The organism is Parasphingopyxis sp., assembly GCF_028279465.1.
In the GTDB taxonomy this organism is placed as follows: Bacteria; Pseudomonadota; Alphaproteobacteria; order Sphingomonadales; family Sphingomonadaceae; genus Parasphingopyxis.
Genome location: NZ_JANQNS010000014.1, coordinates 78,126 through 93,761, shown reverse-complemented (window position 1 = coordinate 93,761; position 15,636 = coordinate 78,126). Strand labels below are relative to the sequence as shown.

Here is a 15,636-nt window from a genome sequence, read left to right as displayed (position 1 = left end):
AACCATGTTCGATCTTTCAGGCAAAACCGCGCTGGTGACCGGCGCTTCGGGCGGTATCGGATCCGCGATAGCGAAAGGGCTGGCGGCCCAGGGGGCCAAGGTTGCGTTGTCCGGCACCCGGGAAGACGCGCTCAAGGCCGTTGCCGGTGAAATCCAGGGCGAAACCGTCATTCTGCCGTGCAATCTGTCCGACGCGGAAGCCGTCGATGCGCTGATCCCGTCCGCGGTCGAGGCGCTGGGGCAACTCGATATCCTCGTCAACAACGCCGGGGTGACACGGGACAATCTCGCGATGCGCATGAAGGACGAGGAATGGGATCAGGTGATCCGCGTGAACCTCGAAGCCGCTTTCCGGCTGGCGCGCGCGTCGCTGCGGCCGATGATGCGGGCCAAGGGCGGGCGGATCATATCGATTACGTCAGTGGTCGGTGCCACCGGCAATCCGGGCCAGGCCAATTATGCGGCGTCGAAAGCGGGGCTGGTAGGCATGTCAAAAGCCCTGGCGCAGGAAGTCGCCAGCCGCGGAATCACGGTCAACTGCGTTGCGCCGGGCTTCATCCGCTCGGCCATGACGGACGAGCTGCCCGAGGCGCAGAAAGACGCGCTGATGACGCGGATTCCAGCTGGAAAGCTGGGAGAGGGCGACGATATCGCCGCGGCCGTGGTCTACCTCGCATCGGACGAAGCTGCCTATATCACCGGCGAAACCTTGCATGTGAACGGCGGAATGGCGATGCTGTGACCATGAAACATCTACTTGTCATCGCAGCGACGCTGCTCATGGCTTCGGCACCACTACGGGCCGCCGACCTTGCAACCATCAATTGCCCGCTGGAAGGCATGACCGATATCGAGGTCGCCGGCCTTGTCGATTATGTCGTCGAACAGGGCGATCGTGACGATCCGCGCGCCGAACCGCTTTCCCGCGCCTATGGGGACTGTGCCGCCCGCCATGGCTGGTCGGTCGAACAAGGCGAGTTGGTAACGATGTTTACGCTAAGCGTGGTCGGCCAGACAGGAACCGAACGGATATTGGCGGCGAACGATATCGATATGTCGCAAATCGAACAAGCGGTGCTGAACGATGCCGAATTTTTCGCTGCCATCCGTTCGAGGGATATGTCCGACGCTGCGATCGACGCGATGGTGAACCGACATCTTCCGCTTATAGAAGAAGCAGTTAGCGGGCATCCCGATCCGGAGCCATTCTACGAGACGATCGGCCAGTTCATGATGTTTCGGGCCATGACCGAGGTAGCGGCACTGCAATTCGCGGAAAGCTAGGCGCAGGTCCGGAAATTTGACGAGCCATGGGCGGACCGGATTTCGTGGCTCTTGCGCAATGGCGCCGGAGTTCCGATGTTACAGCTTGCCTCAAGATGAACGGGCTTGCGCCAGAAAGCGCTGCCCTTTAGGAAAACCGGGAATCATAAAAGTAAAGGATATTCCATGAGCGATACTGCCGATCGGGTGAAAAAGATCGTCACCGAGCATCTGGGCGTAGAAGCCGACAAGGTCACCGAAGATGCGGCCTTTATCGACGATCTGGGCGCGGACAGCCTCGATATCGTCGAGCTGGTTATGGCCTTCGAAGAGGAATTCGGCGTCGAAATCCCCGACGATGCTGCCGAGGATATCACGACCGTCAAGGACGCGATCTCCTATATCGACAAGCAAACCGCCTGATCGCGTTCGCGATACGGGAGCCCGGCCGGTCGGCCGAGCCAAAAAGGATTGGAACGGCTCCCCGGTTCGAAACCCGGGGGGCCGTTTTGACGTATAATCGGGCCGCAAGTTAGGGAGCTGTTACATGCGCCGCGTAGTTGTCACCGGACTGGGACTCGTAACGCCGTTGGGCGGCGATGTGGATACCAGTTGGAAGAACCTGCTCGCATCCAAATCGGGCGCGGGCCAGATCGAACGATTCGATACCTCGGACCAGAAATGCACGATCGCGTGCGAAGTGAAGTCGCCGGATCATGAATATGGCTTCGATCCAGCGCTGCGGGTCGATCACAAGGTGCAGCGGCAGGTTGATCCGTTCATTGTTTACGGCATCGATGCGGCTGGACAGGCGCTGGAAGATGCCGGCCTTACCGATATGAGCGACGAAGAGAAGCTGCGCGCGGGTTGTTCGATCGGTTCTGGTATCGGTGGCCTTCCGGGGATCGAGAGCGAATCGCTGGTGCTCGACCGGCGCGGACCGGGGCGGGTCAGCCCGCACTTCGTGCATGGCCGCCTGATCAACCTGATCTCGGGCCAAGTCAGCATCAAATATGGCCTGATGGGCCCCAACCACGCGGTCGTCACCGCCTGTTCGACCGGCGCGCATTCGATCGGCGATGCGGCGCGGATGATCGCGCTGGACGATGCGGACGTCATGCTGGCGGGCGGCGCGGAAGGCGCGGTCTGCCCGATCGGCATAGCGGGCTTCGCGCAGGCCAAAGCGCTCTGCACCAATCGCAACGACGAACCGGAAAAGGCGAGCCGTCCCTACGACAAGGATCGCAGCGGCTTCGTGATGGGCGAGGGCGCGGGTGTCGTTGTGCTTGAGGAATATGAGCGGGCGAAGGCGCGTGGTGCGACCATCTATGCCGAAGTGACCGGCTATGGTCTCTCCGGCGATGCCTACCACGTCACCGCGCCGCATCCGGACGGCGTCGGCGCCTATCGCTCGATGGAGATGGCGGTCGCCAAATCAGGTCTCAGCCTCGGTGATATCGATTATATCAACGCCCATGGCACGTCGACGATGGCCGATCTGATCGAGTTGGACGCCGTCAAACGCTTGTTCGGCGATGCGGCCAACTCCCTGTCGATGAGTTCGACCAAATCGGCGATCGGCCATCTGCTGGGTGGGGCTGGTGCGGTGGAATCCATCTTCTGCATTCTTGCATTGCGCGACCAGGTCGTTCCACCGACGCTCAATCTCGATAATCCGGAAGACGGCACAGAAGGCATGGACCTTGTCCCGCATGAAGCCAGGCAACGCGAGGTTAAGGCGGTGCTCAATAACAGTTTCGGCTTTGGCGGCACCAACGCCAGCCTCGTGATGCAGGCAGTCTAGGGTCCAGGTTTCAAAGGAAGAAGGCCATGCGTAAGCTCGGTTGTCTGGGTCTGATTGTCGCGATCCTGCTGGCAATCGGGCTGGTCGCCGCGCTGCGCGATTGGGGTGGCGCCGGCCCGCTCGAGGAGCCCGTCGCTGTCAGCATTCCGGACGGCGCGACGCTCACCGATGCGGCCGGGATGCTCGAAGATCAGGGCGTGATCCGCTCGCAAAGCCGGTTCCTCTTCTTTGCTCGTATCCTGGGCAGCGATGCGCCGATCCGGGCCGGGGAATATGAGATGCCGGCTGAGGTCAGCCAGTCAGAGGCCTTACGTATCCTGCAGGAAGAGCCCGCAGTTCAGCGTTTCGTGACGATCCCGGAAGGTATGCCGGCCGTGCTGGTGCATGAGCGGCTGATGGCGACGGAGTTGCTGACTGGCGAGATACCGGTTCCGGAAGAAGGCTCGGTGCTGGCGGACAGCTATGCGTATGAGCGTGGCGAGAGCCGCGCTGACGTCCTGGCCCGAATGCAGCTGGCACTAGACGAAGAGCTATCGGCGCTATGGGCAGCGAGGAGTTCAGACACGGCTGTTTCAACGCCCGAGGAGGCGATTATTCTCGCTTCCATCGTCGAAAAGGAAACGGCCGAACCGTCCGAGCGCCCTTTGATCGCCGGTGTTTATTCCAACCGGTTACGGATCGGGATGCGGCTCCAGGCCGACCCGACGATCATCTATCCGATCACGCGGGGCAGGGCGCTCGGTCGCCGCATTCGGCGCTCAGAGATCAACGATCGCAACGATTACAACACTTACGCAATGGCGGGTTTGCCACGCGGGCCGATCGCCAATGTCGGACGGGACGCAATCGAGGCGGTACTGAACCCGGCGGAAACCGAAGCGCTATTCTTCGTGGCCGACGGGACGGGCGGGCATGCGTTCGCCGAAACCTATGCCGAGCATCGGGAAAATGTGGAGCGCTGGTACGATCTGCGCCGTCAGCGCGGCGAAATGGATTAGCGCAGCCAGCCGCGCTTCGTGCTCTGATTGGCGTACCAGATCTGGAAGATACAAATCAGCACGACGATGATCGGCATGATCGCCCGGTCGAGGCCAACGATATCGAGCAATCCGCTGAGAAAGAATGTCCAGAAATGCTGGGCTAAAACGGCGATCAGCGAGATTCCGAACATCAGGCGCGCCCAGCTTTTCTTCGCGAGGAGGGCGATCACGCCGGAGAGGCCGGCGAATACCGCGATCGCGAAAGCGCCTGTTACCCATCCGGGCATGGACGCGATGATAGCGATTTCTTCGGGCGGATAATTTTGGGCGAGTTGATCGCTATCGGCGGTGGCTTGCGCCAAATAGGCGAACACGCCCATGCCGTTCCAGATCAGTAAAAGAATGGATATCGCCCAGAAAGAACCGGGCGGCTTCCTCGCCAAGACCTTGTTCACTGCGACCCCGCCTATTCAGCGACTCACATACTCTATTTCACATCGATTGTTAACAAAGTGTGGATAAGTCCGGGCTAGAATTTCAGGCCTTCATATTCGTTGAACCCCGCCATCAGATTGAGATTCTGAACGGCAGAACCTGCCGCGCCTTTTCCGAGATTGTCGAGTGTCGCACAGAGCCGGATGTGTTCACCATCGGGGCTCGCGAAAACGAAAATCTCCATCCGGTCGGTATCGGCGCAGCGTTCGATGGTCAGCGTTTCGAGCGCTGCCATGTCTGCTACGTTGTGCACGGTAATGAGCGCGCAGTCGGCATAGTGCTCCCGGAGGACGGAACGCACTTCTTCGACAGTCGTATTTTCGCGTAACTGGCTGATATGCAGTGGGATTTCGACGAGCATTCCCCGATAGACATTAGCCACCGATGGCGAAAAGAGCGGGCGGCTTGCAAGGCCGCTATGCTCCTGCATCTCCGGCAAATGCTTGTGCGCCAGCGCCAGCGCATAGTTGCGGAACGCGGTGGGCGCTTCGGCCTGTTCAAACTCTTCGATCATCGCCCGGCCACCGCCCGAATAGCCTGAAGTAGCATTGACGGTCAGCTTGGCGTCACCGGGCAGAATGGACGACGCAATCAGTGGATGGACGAGCGCCACGAATGTCTGGGCGTAGCAGCCCGGATTGGCGGCATGGCGGCTCGCGGCAATCGTGGCGCGGTGTCCGGGTTCCCATTCGGGAAAACCATATGCCCAGTCGGGCGACACCCGATGCGCGGTCGATGCGTCGATCAAGCGGGTGTCGCTGTCGCCAGCCATCGCCACGGCCTCACGCGCCGCCGCATCGGGGAGACACAGGATAGCAATGTCCGCACTGCGCAGCGCTTCTGTGCGCGCGTCATCATCCTTCCGGCTGGCATCATCAAGCGTGATCAGGCTTATCTCGGAACGGCCCGACAGCCGTTCGCGGATTTCGAGGCCAGTCGTGCCATGGCCGCCATCGATGAACACCGAAAGCACCATCAGCTTGGCCGGCGACGGGCGAGAATAGGCGTGTCATGCTCTTCCGATATCCGCGCGGCGACATCGGCCAACGCTTCGGTGCAGACCGCGCCGCGATGGCCGCTGGCATGAAGCAGCGTCTCCGCGTTAGTCATGACGCCGACATGCTCGGGGAAGAAGATAAGATCGCCGCGCTGCAACGCTGTATCGGCATCGAGTTCGATGCCAGCAGTGGCGCGCTGCAGGTCGGAATCCCGCTGAAATGCGTGGCCGCCAAGAGCGAAAGCCAGCTGGACGAGACCGGAACAGTCCATGCCATCTATGCTGCGCCCGCCAAGCAGATAGGGAGCGCCGATGAATAGCTCGGCGACGGCCACTGGATCCTCGGCGATGTGGTCAATTGCGCTGACATCGCTAATCGGGACCTGTCCGCGCTCGGTCATCAAATGATCGCCGTCCGGTTCTCCGATGATCCGGCTGCCCAGGTAGAGTGCGGCCGAATCCGAACCATTGACCAAAGCTGTTTTCGGCGTGGAAACGATATGCGTGGCGGTTGCGTGCGGCGCGAGCGTCTCCTGGCGAACAAAGCCGACGAAATGATCATGAAGCCCATAGCCCCAGGCCCAGCCATCCTCGAAGTCGAGCAGAGCGAAGCCCTCGCCGTAGAGTAGCTGTGATCCGAGTTCGGAATCGTCGGACGGCTCGGCGCGCAGGTCCGCGATCACACTCCCGATCGTCCGCATAACGGGTTCGACATAATGGGGGAGGGCGATTTTGTCGGCGAGCGCAATATCGGCGATTTCGTGCCGGAATGCGTGGATGCGCGGATCGAGACCGTCCGCGGTCTCGCCCAGCTGCACGCTAGCCCGTATGGGTCCTTTGGATGTCGGGACTTCGGCCGTCGAATTGGGATGGCCGCTTTTGGCCGATGAGTTTTTCAAACCGTTCAAGAAAACGCGCCCCACTAGATGTTTGCGCGATGAAGATGTTGCGGCGATCGCTTTCATCGCGTTCGCGCCGCAGATAGCCGAGTGCGGAGAGAGTATTCAAGGCACGTGTAACAACCGGCTTGGAAACCTGGAGTTTTTCGGCCAGTCCGCGCACTGTATGCGGGCCCGGTGAGGCGTAGATCAGCAGGAGCAGCGCCATCTGGCGGTTGCTGAGATCGGGCTCGCCGGATTGCACATATCCGATGAGTGCGTTCATCCAGTCTCCAAGCGCGTCGCTCGGCATCCCAAAACTCCCTAGCTATCGGGCTGGCTTCAGCCCAATCCTCAACAAGCCAACGCATGCCGCGCGCGCTTGGTTTCAAGATTCTGAAGATTTGTATCCAGAATCATCAGCTTGTGGAGATGGTAACGATATTCAGGAAGCGGAATAGCGATTTTTCAACATTTCCCAATGCGCCCGTAAACCCAGCGCTTCCCCGCCCTTCGGCCGGCCCGGTTTGGGCTGGTTGCGCCAGGCAAAGGTGTCGAGATGCGTCCAGGCGATATCCTTGTTCACGAAATTGCGCAGGAACAGCGCCGCCGTGGTTGCGCCGGCCATGGGGACTGACGACGTATTGCTGAGATCGGCCACCGGCGATTTCATCCATTCGTCATACCCGTCCCAAAGCGGGAGCCGCCAGACCGGATCGTCGATCGCAAGGCCAGCCTCGGCAATCTCATCAGCAAGGTCTTCGTCATCGGTGAAGAGGGCGGGGAGATCGGGCCCGAGTGCGACCCGCGCCGCGCCGGTGAGCGTGGCGAAATCGACGATCAACTCGGGATCGTCTTCGCATGCCCGCCATAGAGCATCGCCAAGGATCAACCGGCCTTCGGCGTCCGTGTTGCCGATTTCAACGCTCAAACCCTTGCGGCTGGCGAGAATATCGCCGGGGCGAAAGGCATTGCCGGCAATCGCGTTTTCGACGGCCGGGACCAGCAGATGGAGCCGCACCGGCAGCTTTTGGCTCATGACGAGCCCCGCGAGCGCCAGCGCGTGCGCCGCGCCGCCCATATCCTTCTTCATCCAGCGCATGCCGGTGGCGCTTTTGATGTCGAGCCCTCCGGAATCGAAGCACACGCCCTTGCCGACGATGGCGATACGCGGATGATCCGCTTCGCCCCATTCCAGCTCGATCAGGCGCGGCGCGCGATCGGTCGTCGCCGCCCGGCCCACGGCCTCGACCATCGGATAGCCCTCTACGAGCTCCGTGCCGTGCGTGATCGAAACCTCGGCGCCATGGCGCGTCGCAAGCTCTTCGGCAGCCTGCTGCAGTTCGGCGGGGCCCATATCGCCCGCCGGGACGTTGACCAGTGTCCGCACCATGTCAGTCGCTTCGGCCAGTGCGATCATCTCCTCGATCGCGCCCGGCTTGTCGGTCAGCAGGACTTTGGGGCCATCGCCATTCGGTTCTTTTTTGTACCGGTCGAAACGATATTGCGCGCATAGCCAGCCGAACGCGGCCTGGCCGCGATTGCCATCCGCCAGACGGTATTCCGATGTCGGCAACGCTTCGGCGGCCTTGGCGAGGCACCAACTCGTGAGTTTGTCGGGATTGACTACGCCGACCGCGACAGACCAGCTGTCCGCATCTTCGCCGGCGACGATCGCGATTTCGCCCTCTTTGCCGGAAAACCCCTGTGCCTTTACCGACTGACGTTCGCGATCCGGCAGGTCTTTGAGCCAGTCGTCGAAACTGTCCGTGCTGACGGGATGAAGCGTATGGGCGGTTTGGCCCTTGTCGGGCTGGAGCATGGTGTCATAATCGGTCATAATCCGAGCCTTAGCCAGAAGTGATGACAAAGGCCAAGGCCGGCGACGGGTAGGGGGAGGAATGATGGGGCTTTCGATAATCCGGTATCTGATGGCGTTGCTCGCGCTTGGCGCGCTCACCGCCTGCTCGATGGACAATATGATCGAGACGATGACCTCGGAAGAGGATCGGGCGATGGCGCAGGAGTTTGTGGACAATATCCGGACTGGCAACAGTGCCGATATCGAGCCGATGGTCGATCCCGAAGTATGGCGGAATAGCGCCGGGCAGTTCGACCAGGCAGCCGATCTGTTCCCCCGTGGTGACGTAGAAACCCGGATTATCGCCTACAGCATGAATAGCGATGGGCTGGGCGAGGGCGCGCGCACGGAAAAGGATTTCACCCTCGTCACGACCGACGATCAGCACTGGACGACCACGCGTTTTTCGACGCTTCAGGAAGGCGGCGATCCAGTGATCGTTTCATGGAGCGTGGACGGTTCCAGCGAGCCGCCCGCCGATCTCGAAGTCATGGAGACGGTGGGTAGTGTCTTTATGTGGGCGGGGATTATCGCGCTCGTGTTTTTTGTCGGGATCGTGGTGCTGATCATCTGGCTGGTGCGGCGTTCGCGGCGCAAAAGCCAGGAACGTGCCGGGATCAGCTAGGCCGAGCCGCTGACCACACCGAACAGGTCGTGTGCATCGGCGTCTTCGATCTCAACGGATACGATATCGCCCGGCGCGAGGCCCTGCGTGTCACGCAGATGCACTTCGCCATCAATTTCCGGTGCATCTGCCTGTGAGCGGCCGGTAGCGCCGCCATCTTCGTCCACAAGGTCGATAATGACCTTTTGCGTCGTCCCGATCTTTGCCTGCAGCTTGGCGGCCGAAATCGCCGCGCATTTGTCCATCAGCCGCTTGTAGCGCTCTTCCTTAAGCTCTTCGGGCACCGGGTCGGGCAGCGCGTTCGCACGCGCGCCTTCTACCGGCTCGAAGCGGAATGCGCCGACGCGGTCGAGCTGTGCTTCCTCGAGCCAGTCGAGCAGATATTGGAAATCCTCTTCGGTTTCACCGGGAAAACCGGTGATGAAGGTCGAGCGGATCGTGATGTCCGGGCAGATTTCGCGCCAGGCGGCGATGCGCTCGAGCACTTTCGCTTCATTGGCCGGGCGACGCATCGCTTTCAGGATGCGCGGGCTCGCATGCTGGAACGGGATGTCGAGGTAAGGCGTGATGAGCCCGTCTGCCATGAGCGGGATGACCTGATCCACATGCGGATAGGGGTAGACGTAATGGAGCCGCACCCAGGCACCGAACTGGCCCAGCTCGCGCGCCAGATCCGTCATATGCGGCTGGACGGTGCGGCCTTTCCACTCGCGCTCTTCCTTGCGGATATCGACGCCATAGGCCGATGTGTCCTGGCTGATGATCAGCAATTCCTTCGTGCCGGCCGCGACCAGTTTCTCCGCTTCGCGCAGGATCGCATCGGGTCGCCGGCTAATCAGATCGCCGCGGATCGAGGGGATGATGCAGAAGGCGCAGCGATGGTTGCAGCCCTCCGATATCTTCACATAGCTATAGTGGCGCGGTGTGAGCTTGAGTCCGGTCTCGGGCACGAGGTCGATATAGGGCGAGGGTGGCATGGGCGCGGCTTCATGCACCGCGCCGACGACTTCCTCATATTGCTGCGGTCCCGATATGGCGAGCACGCTTGGGAAACGTTCGCGGATGATATCTGCTTCCTTGCCCATGCATCCGGTGACGATCACCCGACCATTTTCGGCGATGGCTTCGCCGATCGCCTCGAGGCTTTCCTCCTTGGCGCTGTCGAGGAATCCGCAGGTGTTGACGAGCACGACATCGGCATCGTCATAATCGGGCGACAAGCCATAGCCGTCCGAGCGCAGCTTGGTCAGGATGCGTTCGCTGTCCACCAGGGCCTTGGGACAGCCGAGCGAGACCATGCCGACCTTGGGCGGGGAGGGGAGACGCGTTGCCATGGTGCGCCGCGACATAGGGATTGTGGCGGAGATTGTCATCTCCATTGTCCTCGGTTAGCGCGCGCCCGAGGAGGGTTGCATGGATATCGTCATAGCCAAGGGGACAGATCGAGACTGGCTGACCGTCACGCGCGATGACGGTTCCGAGGCGCGGCTGACCTTCCCGAAGAAGGGCCATATCCCGCATGATGCGGTGCATTTCTTCGCTGAGAAAGCGCTTGGTTTCGATGCCGGATTTTGGGGTTCGGTAGCGGCGGGCCGCGATCCGGATTCGATCCAGGAGATGGCGAAACAGGCCGGCCATGCCAGCGCGAAACGCGCGGTCACGCCGGACGCGGATATCGTGCAGCTGCTCCAGGCGGAACGGCTGGTCGAGTGTTTCGAAGCCGCTTTATGGGCCGATGAGCTGGATTTTGACGCGTTTCTAGATACTTACCGAGCAGCCTGCGAGTCTTCGCACGTGCCGATGCCCGATCTTTCCAGCGACGCGATTCTTGCGCTATTTTTGCGGCTGCGGACATTCGCCGATGACTGGCGCAATCTGTCGACAGGGCAGTCGATCACGCTGGTCTGGTAGTGTAAGGCGTGTCGCGCAGAAAAGGGGGGATGTGTCATGGAATTCTATGCTGACAACTGGCTGGCGATCATCGCGGCTGCTGCCGCGGGCTTTGTGGTCGGCGGCATCTGGTATGGTCCGGTTATGGGCAAGAAGTGGATGGGCGCGGTTGGCCTGACCGAAGAGGATGTGCAGTCCGGCAATATGGGGCTGATCTACGGCACGACTTTCGTGTTGAGCCTCGTCGCGTCGACGACGCTTGCGCATTTGCTCACCTATTTTCCCGATGCGGGACTGAGCACGGCGCTGCTGATCGCGGTCGGCGTGGCTGCGGGCTTCATCGTGCCCGCGATCGGGACAAACTATCTGTTTTCGCAGAAAAGCCGGACGCTGTTCCTGATCGATGCGACCTATTGGCTGCTATTCTACGCGGCGATGGGGCTCGTCCACGCGCTTTTGTAGGGCGATCTATTCCTCGTCGTCGGGCTTGCCGACAATCTCGACGATGAGGTCGCCTTCGAGGATTTGCTTGGCCTCTTCTTCCCAGAAGCCATAAGGCTTGCCGTTGCGGTAGATGCGGACGCCGAGGCCGGTCTGAATTGCGCCCAAGGGCAGGCCTTCCTCCATATGCGTCGCCATACGCTCTCTAAGGGCAACACGGCCTGTCGCGGAGGCGAGATCGGCCATATAGTCGGAAATATGCGGCCCGTGGCAGGAGCCCGCAAGCAGCAGTCCGGCGAAGCTGACCGGGTTGATCACGTTGCTGGCGCCAGCCTGACGGGCCAGCTGTTCGTTGTCCGATGCACGTACGAGGACGCTGATTGCGAGCTTCGGCGCCAGCGCCCGCGCCGTCAGGACGACGAGGATCGACGTGTCATCACGCCCGGCTGAGACGATCATGGAGCGCGCACGGGACACGCGCACCTGATTCAGGGTCTTATCGCGCGACGCATCGCCCTCCATAACGTTGCAGCCCCGCTTTTCGGCTGCTTCAAGCCGGCCATGATCCTGATCGATGACGACGATCTCGGACGGGTCGATGCCGCGCTCGAGCAGTTCGTCCACGGCTTCCGATCCGCTGATCCCGAAACCGGCGACGACGATATGGTTGTGAAGGTTTTTCTGGATGATGCTCATGCGCCACCTTTCCCAAGTTCTCTTCAGCACGAAATCATAGGCCGTGCCGACAAATATCAGGATCACGAAAATCCGGAGCGGCGTGACGATCAGTGCATCGAACATGCGTGCGCGATCGGTCACAGGCGTAATATCGCCATAGCCCGTCGTCGTGATACTGATCATCGTGAAATAGACGACGTCGCTGAAGCTGACATGGCCGTCCACCGAATCTACGAGTCCTTCGCGGTCGAACCAGTGTACGGCCACCGCAATACCGATCAGTCCGACGACTGCGCTCACCCGAAGCCAGAGCGAGCCCCAGCGCGACAGACCAGTCTTGCGCCGCAACTCGCCCGTGCGGTCTGACGGGGCCTGGGGAAGACGGGCCATCAGCTCAGATCCGGCAAATGTTGGGCCGGATCGACCGGTTGCCGATTACGGCGGATTTCGAAATGGAGTTGCGGTTGCGCGACCTGACCGGTGTCGCTGGCCCGCGCGATCATCTGGCCGCGCTCGACGCGCTGGCCGCGCGCGACCTGCAGATCGTCCATATTGGCATAGGCCGTGATCCAGCCATCGCCATGATTGAGCAGGACGAGCCCGCCATGGACCTGGATTTCGTTCCCGGCATAGAGCACCACGCCGTCTGCGGCTGCGAGGACCGGTGTTCCGCGCTCCGCCGCGATATCGATGCCGTTATTGACCTGGCCTTCACCGCCCTGTCCGAACGGTGCGAGGATGCGGCCTGTCAGCGGCCATCCGAAACGCCCGGTGAAATTGGCTGGTGATCGCACAGCGGCATCGGCGGGCAATACGCGCTCGGCGGTCCGGGTAGGCGGCGTCGGGGCTTCGTTTTCGGCCAGCGCCGGTTCGCCACCGGTTACGATATCGTCGATATCGATGTCGAAAGCGGCCGCGCGCTGCTGCAGAGTCATCTCTGAAACAGCGACGGTTCCCGGCAGCAAGATGCGTTGCCCGGCGCGCAAGATAAACGGTTCCTCGAGTCTGTTCAGCGTGGCCACGTCCGACCAGTCGACGCCATAGGTGCGCGCGATCCCGATGCCGGTCTCGCCGCGCTGCACTTCATGATAACGGCCCGCCGGGATTTCGAGCCGCTGCCCTGGGCGAATGAGATAGGGCGGGTCGATCGCATTGGCATTGGCAATAGCATCCACGCTGGCGCCGGTTCGCCGCGCGATAGCGCTCAGCGTGTCGCCTGATCGGACGGTGTAGACAGTGGCATCGATCTCAACCGCGTTGGCAGCGACCGTCTGGCGCTCCCATGGTGTCAGATCGGTTGGCGGGGGAGTAGGGCGCGCGACAGGCGGTTGCGGCGTACTGCGCGGACCGGACGGAGCGGGAATACAGGCGCTAAGCATGAGTGCCGGAATGGTGAACGCCAAGACGGGCGGCTGCATCCATGGGCGTTGCGCGCGCATGCAGCGCTCTTACCACGAAATTCGCGGCTTTCCAGCGTTCAAGAGCCATCAGGATGGAACAACTTTTGCCCGCGAAACTAGTCGAAAATGGCACTCAGGGCCTTCAGTGATTCATGATGGGTCATATCGAGATGGAGCGGCGAGACGGCGATATAGCCGTCTTCGATGGCTTCCAGATCGGTCAAATGTTCAGGCGTGCCGACCATCGGGCCGAGGCCAAACCAGTAATAGGGATAGCCGCGTGGGTCCCTATTCTCGATAATCTGCAGCCGGCCATAATCGCGCATACCCTGGCTGACGGTGCGGATGCCCTTTACCTGATCGGGCGGACGGGCCGGGAAGTTGATGTTGATGAGCGTACGCGCTGGAAAATCGTAGGCGAGCAGCTTTTCCAGCACTTTACCGCCCCATTCGCGCGCGGCAGCGAAAGGGACATCGTCGCCTTTGGCGTCCGGGCCGTAAGTCTGGCTTAGCGCGATCGAGGGGACGCCGGCCAGCGCACCTTCCATCGCGGCGGACACCGTGCCCGAATAGGTGACGTCCTCAGCGAGATTGGCGCCGCGATTGACGCCGGAGAGCAGCAGATCGGGCGGATTGTCCTTCATCACGCGATTGATGCCGAGCATGACGGCATCGGTCGGCGTGCCGGTGACCGAAAAGCGGCGGTCATTATGTTCGCGCAGGCGCAATGGCGCTGTGAGGGTTAGCGAATGGCCGGCGCCCGATTGTTCTTCGGCCGGGGCTACCACCCAGATATCGTCGCTCAGCGTCACGGCGATCGCTTCGAGCACCGCGAACCCCGGGGCATTGATGCCATCGTCATTGGTCAACAGAATACGCATCAACCTGCCGCCTCCAACCTGTCCATGCCGTTCATATAGGGGCGTAATGCGTCCGGAACGATGACAGACCCGTTAGCCTGCTGATAATTTTCGAGAATGGCGACCAGAGTCCGCCCGACGACGAGTCCGGAACCGTTCAGCGTATGGACGAAGCGCGTGCCCTTGGTCTCACCATCGGGCCGGTAACGCGCATTCATCCGGCGCGCCTGAAAATCCCGGCAGGTCGAACAGCTCGAAATCTCGCGATAGGTATCCTGTCCGGGCAGCCAGACTTCGATATCGTAGGTCCGTGCCGCGCCGAAACCGAGATCGCCGGTCGAGAGATTCATCCGCCGGAACGGCAGCTCGAGCCGGGTCAGAACGTCTTCGGCACAGTCGGTCATGCGCGCATGTTCGGCTTCGGATTCCTCGGGCGTCGTGATCGAGACCATCTCGACCTTTTCGAACTGATGCTGGCGAATATAGCCGCGCGTATCCTTGCCTGCCGCCCCGGCTTCGGAGCGGAAGCAGGAGGTCAATGCAACAAAGCGCATCGGCAGTTCGGCTTCGGCCACGATATCGCCGCGCACGATATTGGCGAGGCTGACCTCGGCGGTCGGTATCAGCCAGCGATCGTCGGTCGTACGGAAAAGATCGTCCGCGAATTTCGGCAGCTTGTCCGCGCCATACATCGTCTCGTCATTCACGAGCATCGGCGGGAAGACCTCTTCATAGCCATGCTCGCGCGTCAGGATATCGAGCCCGAACTGGCCGAGCGCGCGGTGCAGTTTCGCGATCGGCCCGCGCACCAGCGTAAACCGCGCGCCGGAAATCTTCGCGCCGGTTTCGAAGTCGAGACCGAGCGGCGGGCCGAGATCGGCATGATCCTTGATCTCGAAATCGAAGGACGGCGGATCGCCAACGCGCTTCAGTTCGACATTGTCGTCCTCGTCCTCGCCCATCGGCACATCGTCGGCCGGAAGGTTGGGCAGGCCGGACAGGTGTGCTTCGATCTCGGCGGCGAGCGCCTTTTGGCGGTCCTCGAGTTCAGGCAGCTTGGTCTTGAGTTCGCCGACTTCGGTCATCAGCGCCTGCGCCTGCTCCTCGTCGCCCTGCGCTTTGGCCTGACCGATGGCCTTGGACGCTTCGTTACGGCACGCCTGTGCAGTTTGTACCTCGGTCAGCAGAGCACGATTCTGTTCGTCAAGCGCGAGGATTTCCGCCGCGACCGGTGCACCGCCGCGTTTCGCCATAGCGGCGTCGAACGCGTCCGGATTTTCGCGTATCTGTTTCAGGTCATGCATGACCGGCGCTATGGCTGGCACAGTCTTTTGGCGCAACCCACAAACAGAAGCGGCGCGATCCAAGGGGCTGGATCGCGCCGCTTCCCGTCTGTCAGACGGTACTGCTAAGCCGCAGCGTCTTTCTTTTTCTTCCAACGCCTGCGGGCAACGAGTGCTGCCA

Annotated in this window: 18 protein-coding genes; 8 read left to right on the top strand and 10 right to left on the bottom strand. The window is 61.3% G+C overall.

Annotation, left to right across the window (positions count from 1 at the left end; translation table 11 throughout):
- The first annotated feature begins 4 nt into the window (after nt 1-4).
- The 5 genes from fabG (at nt 5) to mltG (ending at nt 4,065) form a co-directional block, all read left to right on the top strand.
- A complete protein-coding gene (gene fabG / locus Q0974_RS08545) occupies nt 5-742 on the top strand; it encodes a 3-oxoacyl-ACP reductase FabG (RefSeq protein WP_299326499.1) in 738 nt (245 codons plus the stop codon).
- Nucleotides 743-744: 2 nt separating this feature from the next.
- Entirely contained in the window at nt 745-1,284 is a 540-nt protein-coding gene (locus Q0974_RS08540; protein ID WP_299326496.1) for a hypothetical protein, read from the top strand.
- 165 nt (nt 1,285-1,449) lie between these two features.
- Nucleotides 1,450-1,686: an acyl carrier protein gene (locus tag Q0974_RS08535; RefSeq protein ID WP_299326493.1), complete on the top strand. Its 237-nt coding sequence runs from the start codon at nt 1,450-1,452 to the stop codon at nt 1,684-1,686.
- 124 nt (nt 1,687-1,810) lie between these two features.
- Nucleotides 1,811-3,067 (top strand): beta-ketoacyl-ACP synthase II, encoded by a 1,257-nt coding sequence (fabF, locus tag Q0974_RS08530; RefSeq protein ID WP_299326490.1) that lies wholly within the window; start codon nt 1,811-1,813, stop codon nt 3,065-3,067.
- 26 nt (nt 3,068-3,093) lie between these two features.
- The gene (gene mltG, locus Q0974_RS08525; protein WP_299326488.1) at nt 3,094-4,065 is read left to right on the top strand and encodes an endolytic transglycosylase MltG; all 972 of its coding nucleotides are present in this window, start codon (nt 3,094-3,096) and stop codon (nt 4,063-4,065) included.
- Here mltG and Q0974_RS08520 read toward each other — a convergent pair.
- From Q0974_RS08520 to Q0974_RS08500, 5 genes are all read right to left on the bottom strand, one after another.
- Complete coding sequence (locus tag Q0974_RS08520) at nt 4,062-4,502, bottom strand: hypothetical protein (RefSeq protein WP_299326485.1); 441 nt, start codon at nt 4,500-4,502, stop codon at nt 4,062-4,064. The genes mltG and Q0974_RS08520 overlap by 4 nt on opposite strands.
- A 74-nt stretch (nt 4,503-4,576) precedes the next feature.
- Complete coding sequence (gene argC, locus Q0974_RS08515) at nt 4,577-5,518, bottom strand: N-acetyl-gamma-glutamyl-phosphate reductase (protein WP_299326482.1); 942 nt, start codon at nt 5,516-5,518, stop codon at nt 4,577-4,579.
- Complete coding sequence (locus tag Q0974_RS08510; RefSeq protein WP_299326479.1) at nt 5,518-6,357, bottom strand: NlpC/P60 family protein; 840 nt, start codon at nt 6,355-6,357, stop codon at nt 5,518-5,520. Before Q0974_RS08510 ends, argC begins: the two co-directional genes overlap by 1 nt.
- Before the next feature lies 1 nt (nt 6,358).
- Entirely contained in the window at nt 6,359-6,730 is a 372-nt protein-coding gene (locus Q0974_RS08505) for a MarR family transcriptional regulator (RefSeq protein ID WP_366943587.1), read from the bottom strand.
- 132 nt (nt 6,731-6,862) lie between these two features.
- Nucleotides 6,863-8,257 carry a M17 family metallopeptidase gene (locus Q0974_RS08500; protein ID WP_299326473.1) on the bottom strand — a complete coding sequence of 465 codons (1,395 nt, stop codon included), beginning with the start codon at nt 8,255-8,257 and terminating at the stop codon, nt 6,863-6,865.
- Nucleotides 8,258-8,318: 61 nt separating this feature from the next.
- On the opposite strand from Q0974_RS08500, the gene Q0974_RS08495 reads away from it, so the two are divergent.
- Complete coding sequence (locus tag Q0974_RS08495; RefSeq protein ID WP_299326470.1) at nt 8,319-8,903, top strand: hypothetical protein; 585 nt, start codon at nt 8,319-8,321, stop codon at nt 8,901-8,903.
- On the opposite strand, the gene rimO is transcribed toward Q0974_RS08495, so the two are convergent.
- Nucleotides 8,900-10,237, bottom strand: coding sequence for a 30S ribosomal protein S12 methylthiotransferase RimO (gene rimO / locus Q0974_RS08490; RefSeq protein WP_299326467.1), 1,338 nt, complete (start codon nt 10,235-10,237; stop codon nt 8,900-8,902). The two genes, Q0974_RS08495 and rimO, sit on opposite strands and share 4 nt — an antisense overlap.
- Before the next feature lie 79 nt (nt 10,238-10,316).
- Between rimO and Q0974_RS08485 the strand changes: the two genes are divergently transcribed.
- Both Q0974_RS08485 and Q0974_RS08480 read left to right on the top strand, forming a co-directional pair.
- A complete protein-coding gene (locus Q0974_RS08485) occupies nt 10,317-10,814 on the top strand; it encodes a hypothetical protein (RefSeq protein ID WP_299326464.1) in 498 nt (165 codons plus the stop codon).
- Nucleotides 10,815-10,850: 36 nt separating this feature from the next.
- Entirely contained in the window at nt 10,851-11,255 is a 405-nt protein-coding gene (locus tag Q0974_RS08480) for a DUF1761 domain-containing protein (protein WP_299326461.1), read from the top strand.
- A 6-nt stretch (nt 11,256-11,261) separates the two neighbouring features.
- Here Q0974_RS08480 and Q0974_RS08475 read toward each other — a convergent pair whose 3' ends face one another.
- The 4 genes from Q0974_RS08475 to serS form a co-directional block, all read right to left on the bottom strand.
- Nucleotides 11,262-12,302 carry a TrkA family potassium uptake protein gene (locus tag Q0974_RS08475; protein WP_299326458.1) on the bottom strand — a complete coding sequence of 347 codons (1,041 nt, stop codon included), beginning with the start codon at nt 12,300-12,302 and terminating at the stop codon, nt 11,262-11,264.
- Complete coding sequence (locus Q0974_RS08470; RefSeq protein ID WP_299326456.1) at nt 12,302-13,351, bottom strand: M23 family metallopeptidase; 1,050 nt, start codon at nt 13,349-13,351, stop codon at nt 12,302-12,304. Before Q0974_RS08470 ends, Q0974_RS08475 begins: the two co-directional genes overlap by 1 nt.
- A 77-nt stretch (nt 13,352-13,428) precedes the next feature.
- The gene (gene surE / locus Q0974_RS08465; protein ID WP_299326454.1) at nt 13,429-14,193 is read right to left on the bottom strand and encodes a 5'/3'-nucleotidase SurE; all 765 of its coding nucleotides are present in this window, start codon (nt 14,191-14,193) and stop codon (nt 13,429-13,431) included.
- Nucleotides 14,193-15,476, bottom strand: coding sequence for a serine--tRNA ligase (gene serS / locus Q0974_RS08460; RefSeq protein WP_299326452.1), 1,284 nt, complete (start codon nt 15,474-15,476; stop codon nt 14,193-14,195). The genes surE and serS overlap by 1 nt, the downstream gene beginning before the upstream one ends.
- Nucleotides 15,477-15,636: the final 160 nt, after the last annotated feature.

Bases quoted from the DNA above. Each gene is read 5' to 3' on its own strand.
- fabG (WP_299326499.1), top strand. From the start codon at position 5: ATGTTCGATCTTTCAGGCAAAACCGCGCTGGTGACCGGCGCTTCGGGC.
- Q0974_RS08540 (WP_299326496.1), top strand. From the start codon at position 745: ATGAAACATCTACTTGTCATCGCAGCGACGCTGCTCATGGCTTCGGCA.
- Q0974_RS08535 (WP_299326493.1), top strand. From the start codon at position 1,450: ATGAGCGATACTGCCGATCGGGTGAAAAAGATCGTCACCGAGCATCTG.
- fabF (WP_299326490.1), top strand. From the start codon at position 1,811: ATGCGCCGCGTAGTTGTCACCGGACTGGGACTCGTAACGCCGTTGGGC.
- mltG (WP_299326488.1), top strand. From the start codon at position 3,094: ATGCGTAAGCTCGGTTGTCTGGGTCTGATTGTCGCGATCCTGCTGGCA.
- argC (WP_299326482.1), bottom strand. From the start codon at position 5,518: ATGGTGCTTTCGGTGTTCATCGATGGCGGCCATGGCACGACTGGCCTC.
- Q0974_RS08505 (WP_366943587.1), bottom strand. From the start codon at position 6,730: ATGCCGAGCGACGCGCTTGGAGACTGGATGAACGCACTCATCGGATAT.
- Q0974_RS08500 (WP_299326473.1), bottom strand. From the start codon at position 8,257: ATGACCGATTATGACACCATGCTCCAGCCCGACAAGGGCCAAACCGCC.
- Q0974_RS08495 (WP_299326470.1), top strand. From the start codon at position 8,319: ATGATGGGGCTTTCGATAATCCGGTATCTGATGGCGTTGCTCGCGCTT.
- rimO (WP_299326467.1), bottom strand. From the start codon at position 10,237: ATGGCAACGCGTCTCCCCTCCCCGCCCAAGGTCGGCATGGTCTCGCTC.
- Q0974_RS08485 (WP_299326464.1), top strand. From the start codon at position 10,317: ATGGATATCGTCATAGCCAAGGGGACAGATCGAGACTGGCTGACCGTC.
- Q0974_RS08480 (WP_299326461.1), top strand. From the start codon at position 10,851: ATGGAATTCTATGCTGACAACTGGCTGGCGATCATCGCGGCTGCTGCC.
- Q0974_RS08475 (WP_299326458.1), bottom strand. From the start codon at position 12,302: ATGGCCCGTCTTCCCCAGGCCCCGTCAGACCGCACGGGCGAGTTGCGG.
- Q0974_RS08470 (WP_299326456.1), bottom strand. From the start codon at position 13,351: ATGCGCGCGCAACGCCCATGGATGCAGCCGCCCGTCTTGGCGTTCACC.
- surE (WP_299326454.1), bottom strand. From the start codon at position 14,193: ATGCGTATTCTGTTGACCAATGACGATGGCATCAATGCCCCGGGGTTC.
- serS (WP_299326452.1), bottom strand. From the start codon at position 15,476: ATGCATGACCTGAAACAGATACGCGAAAATCCGGACGCGTTCGACGCC.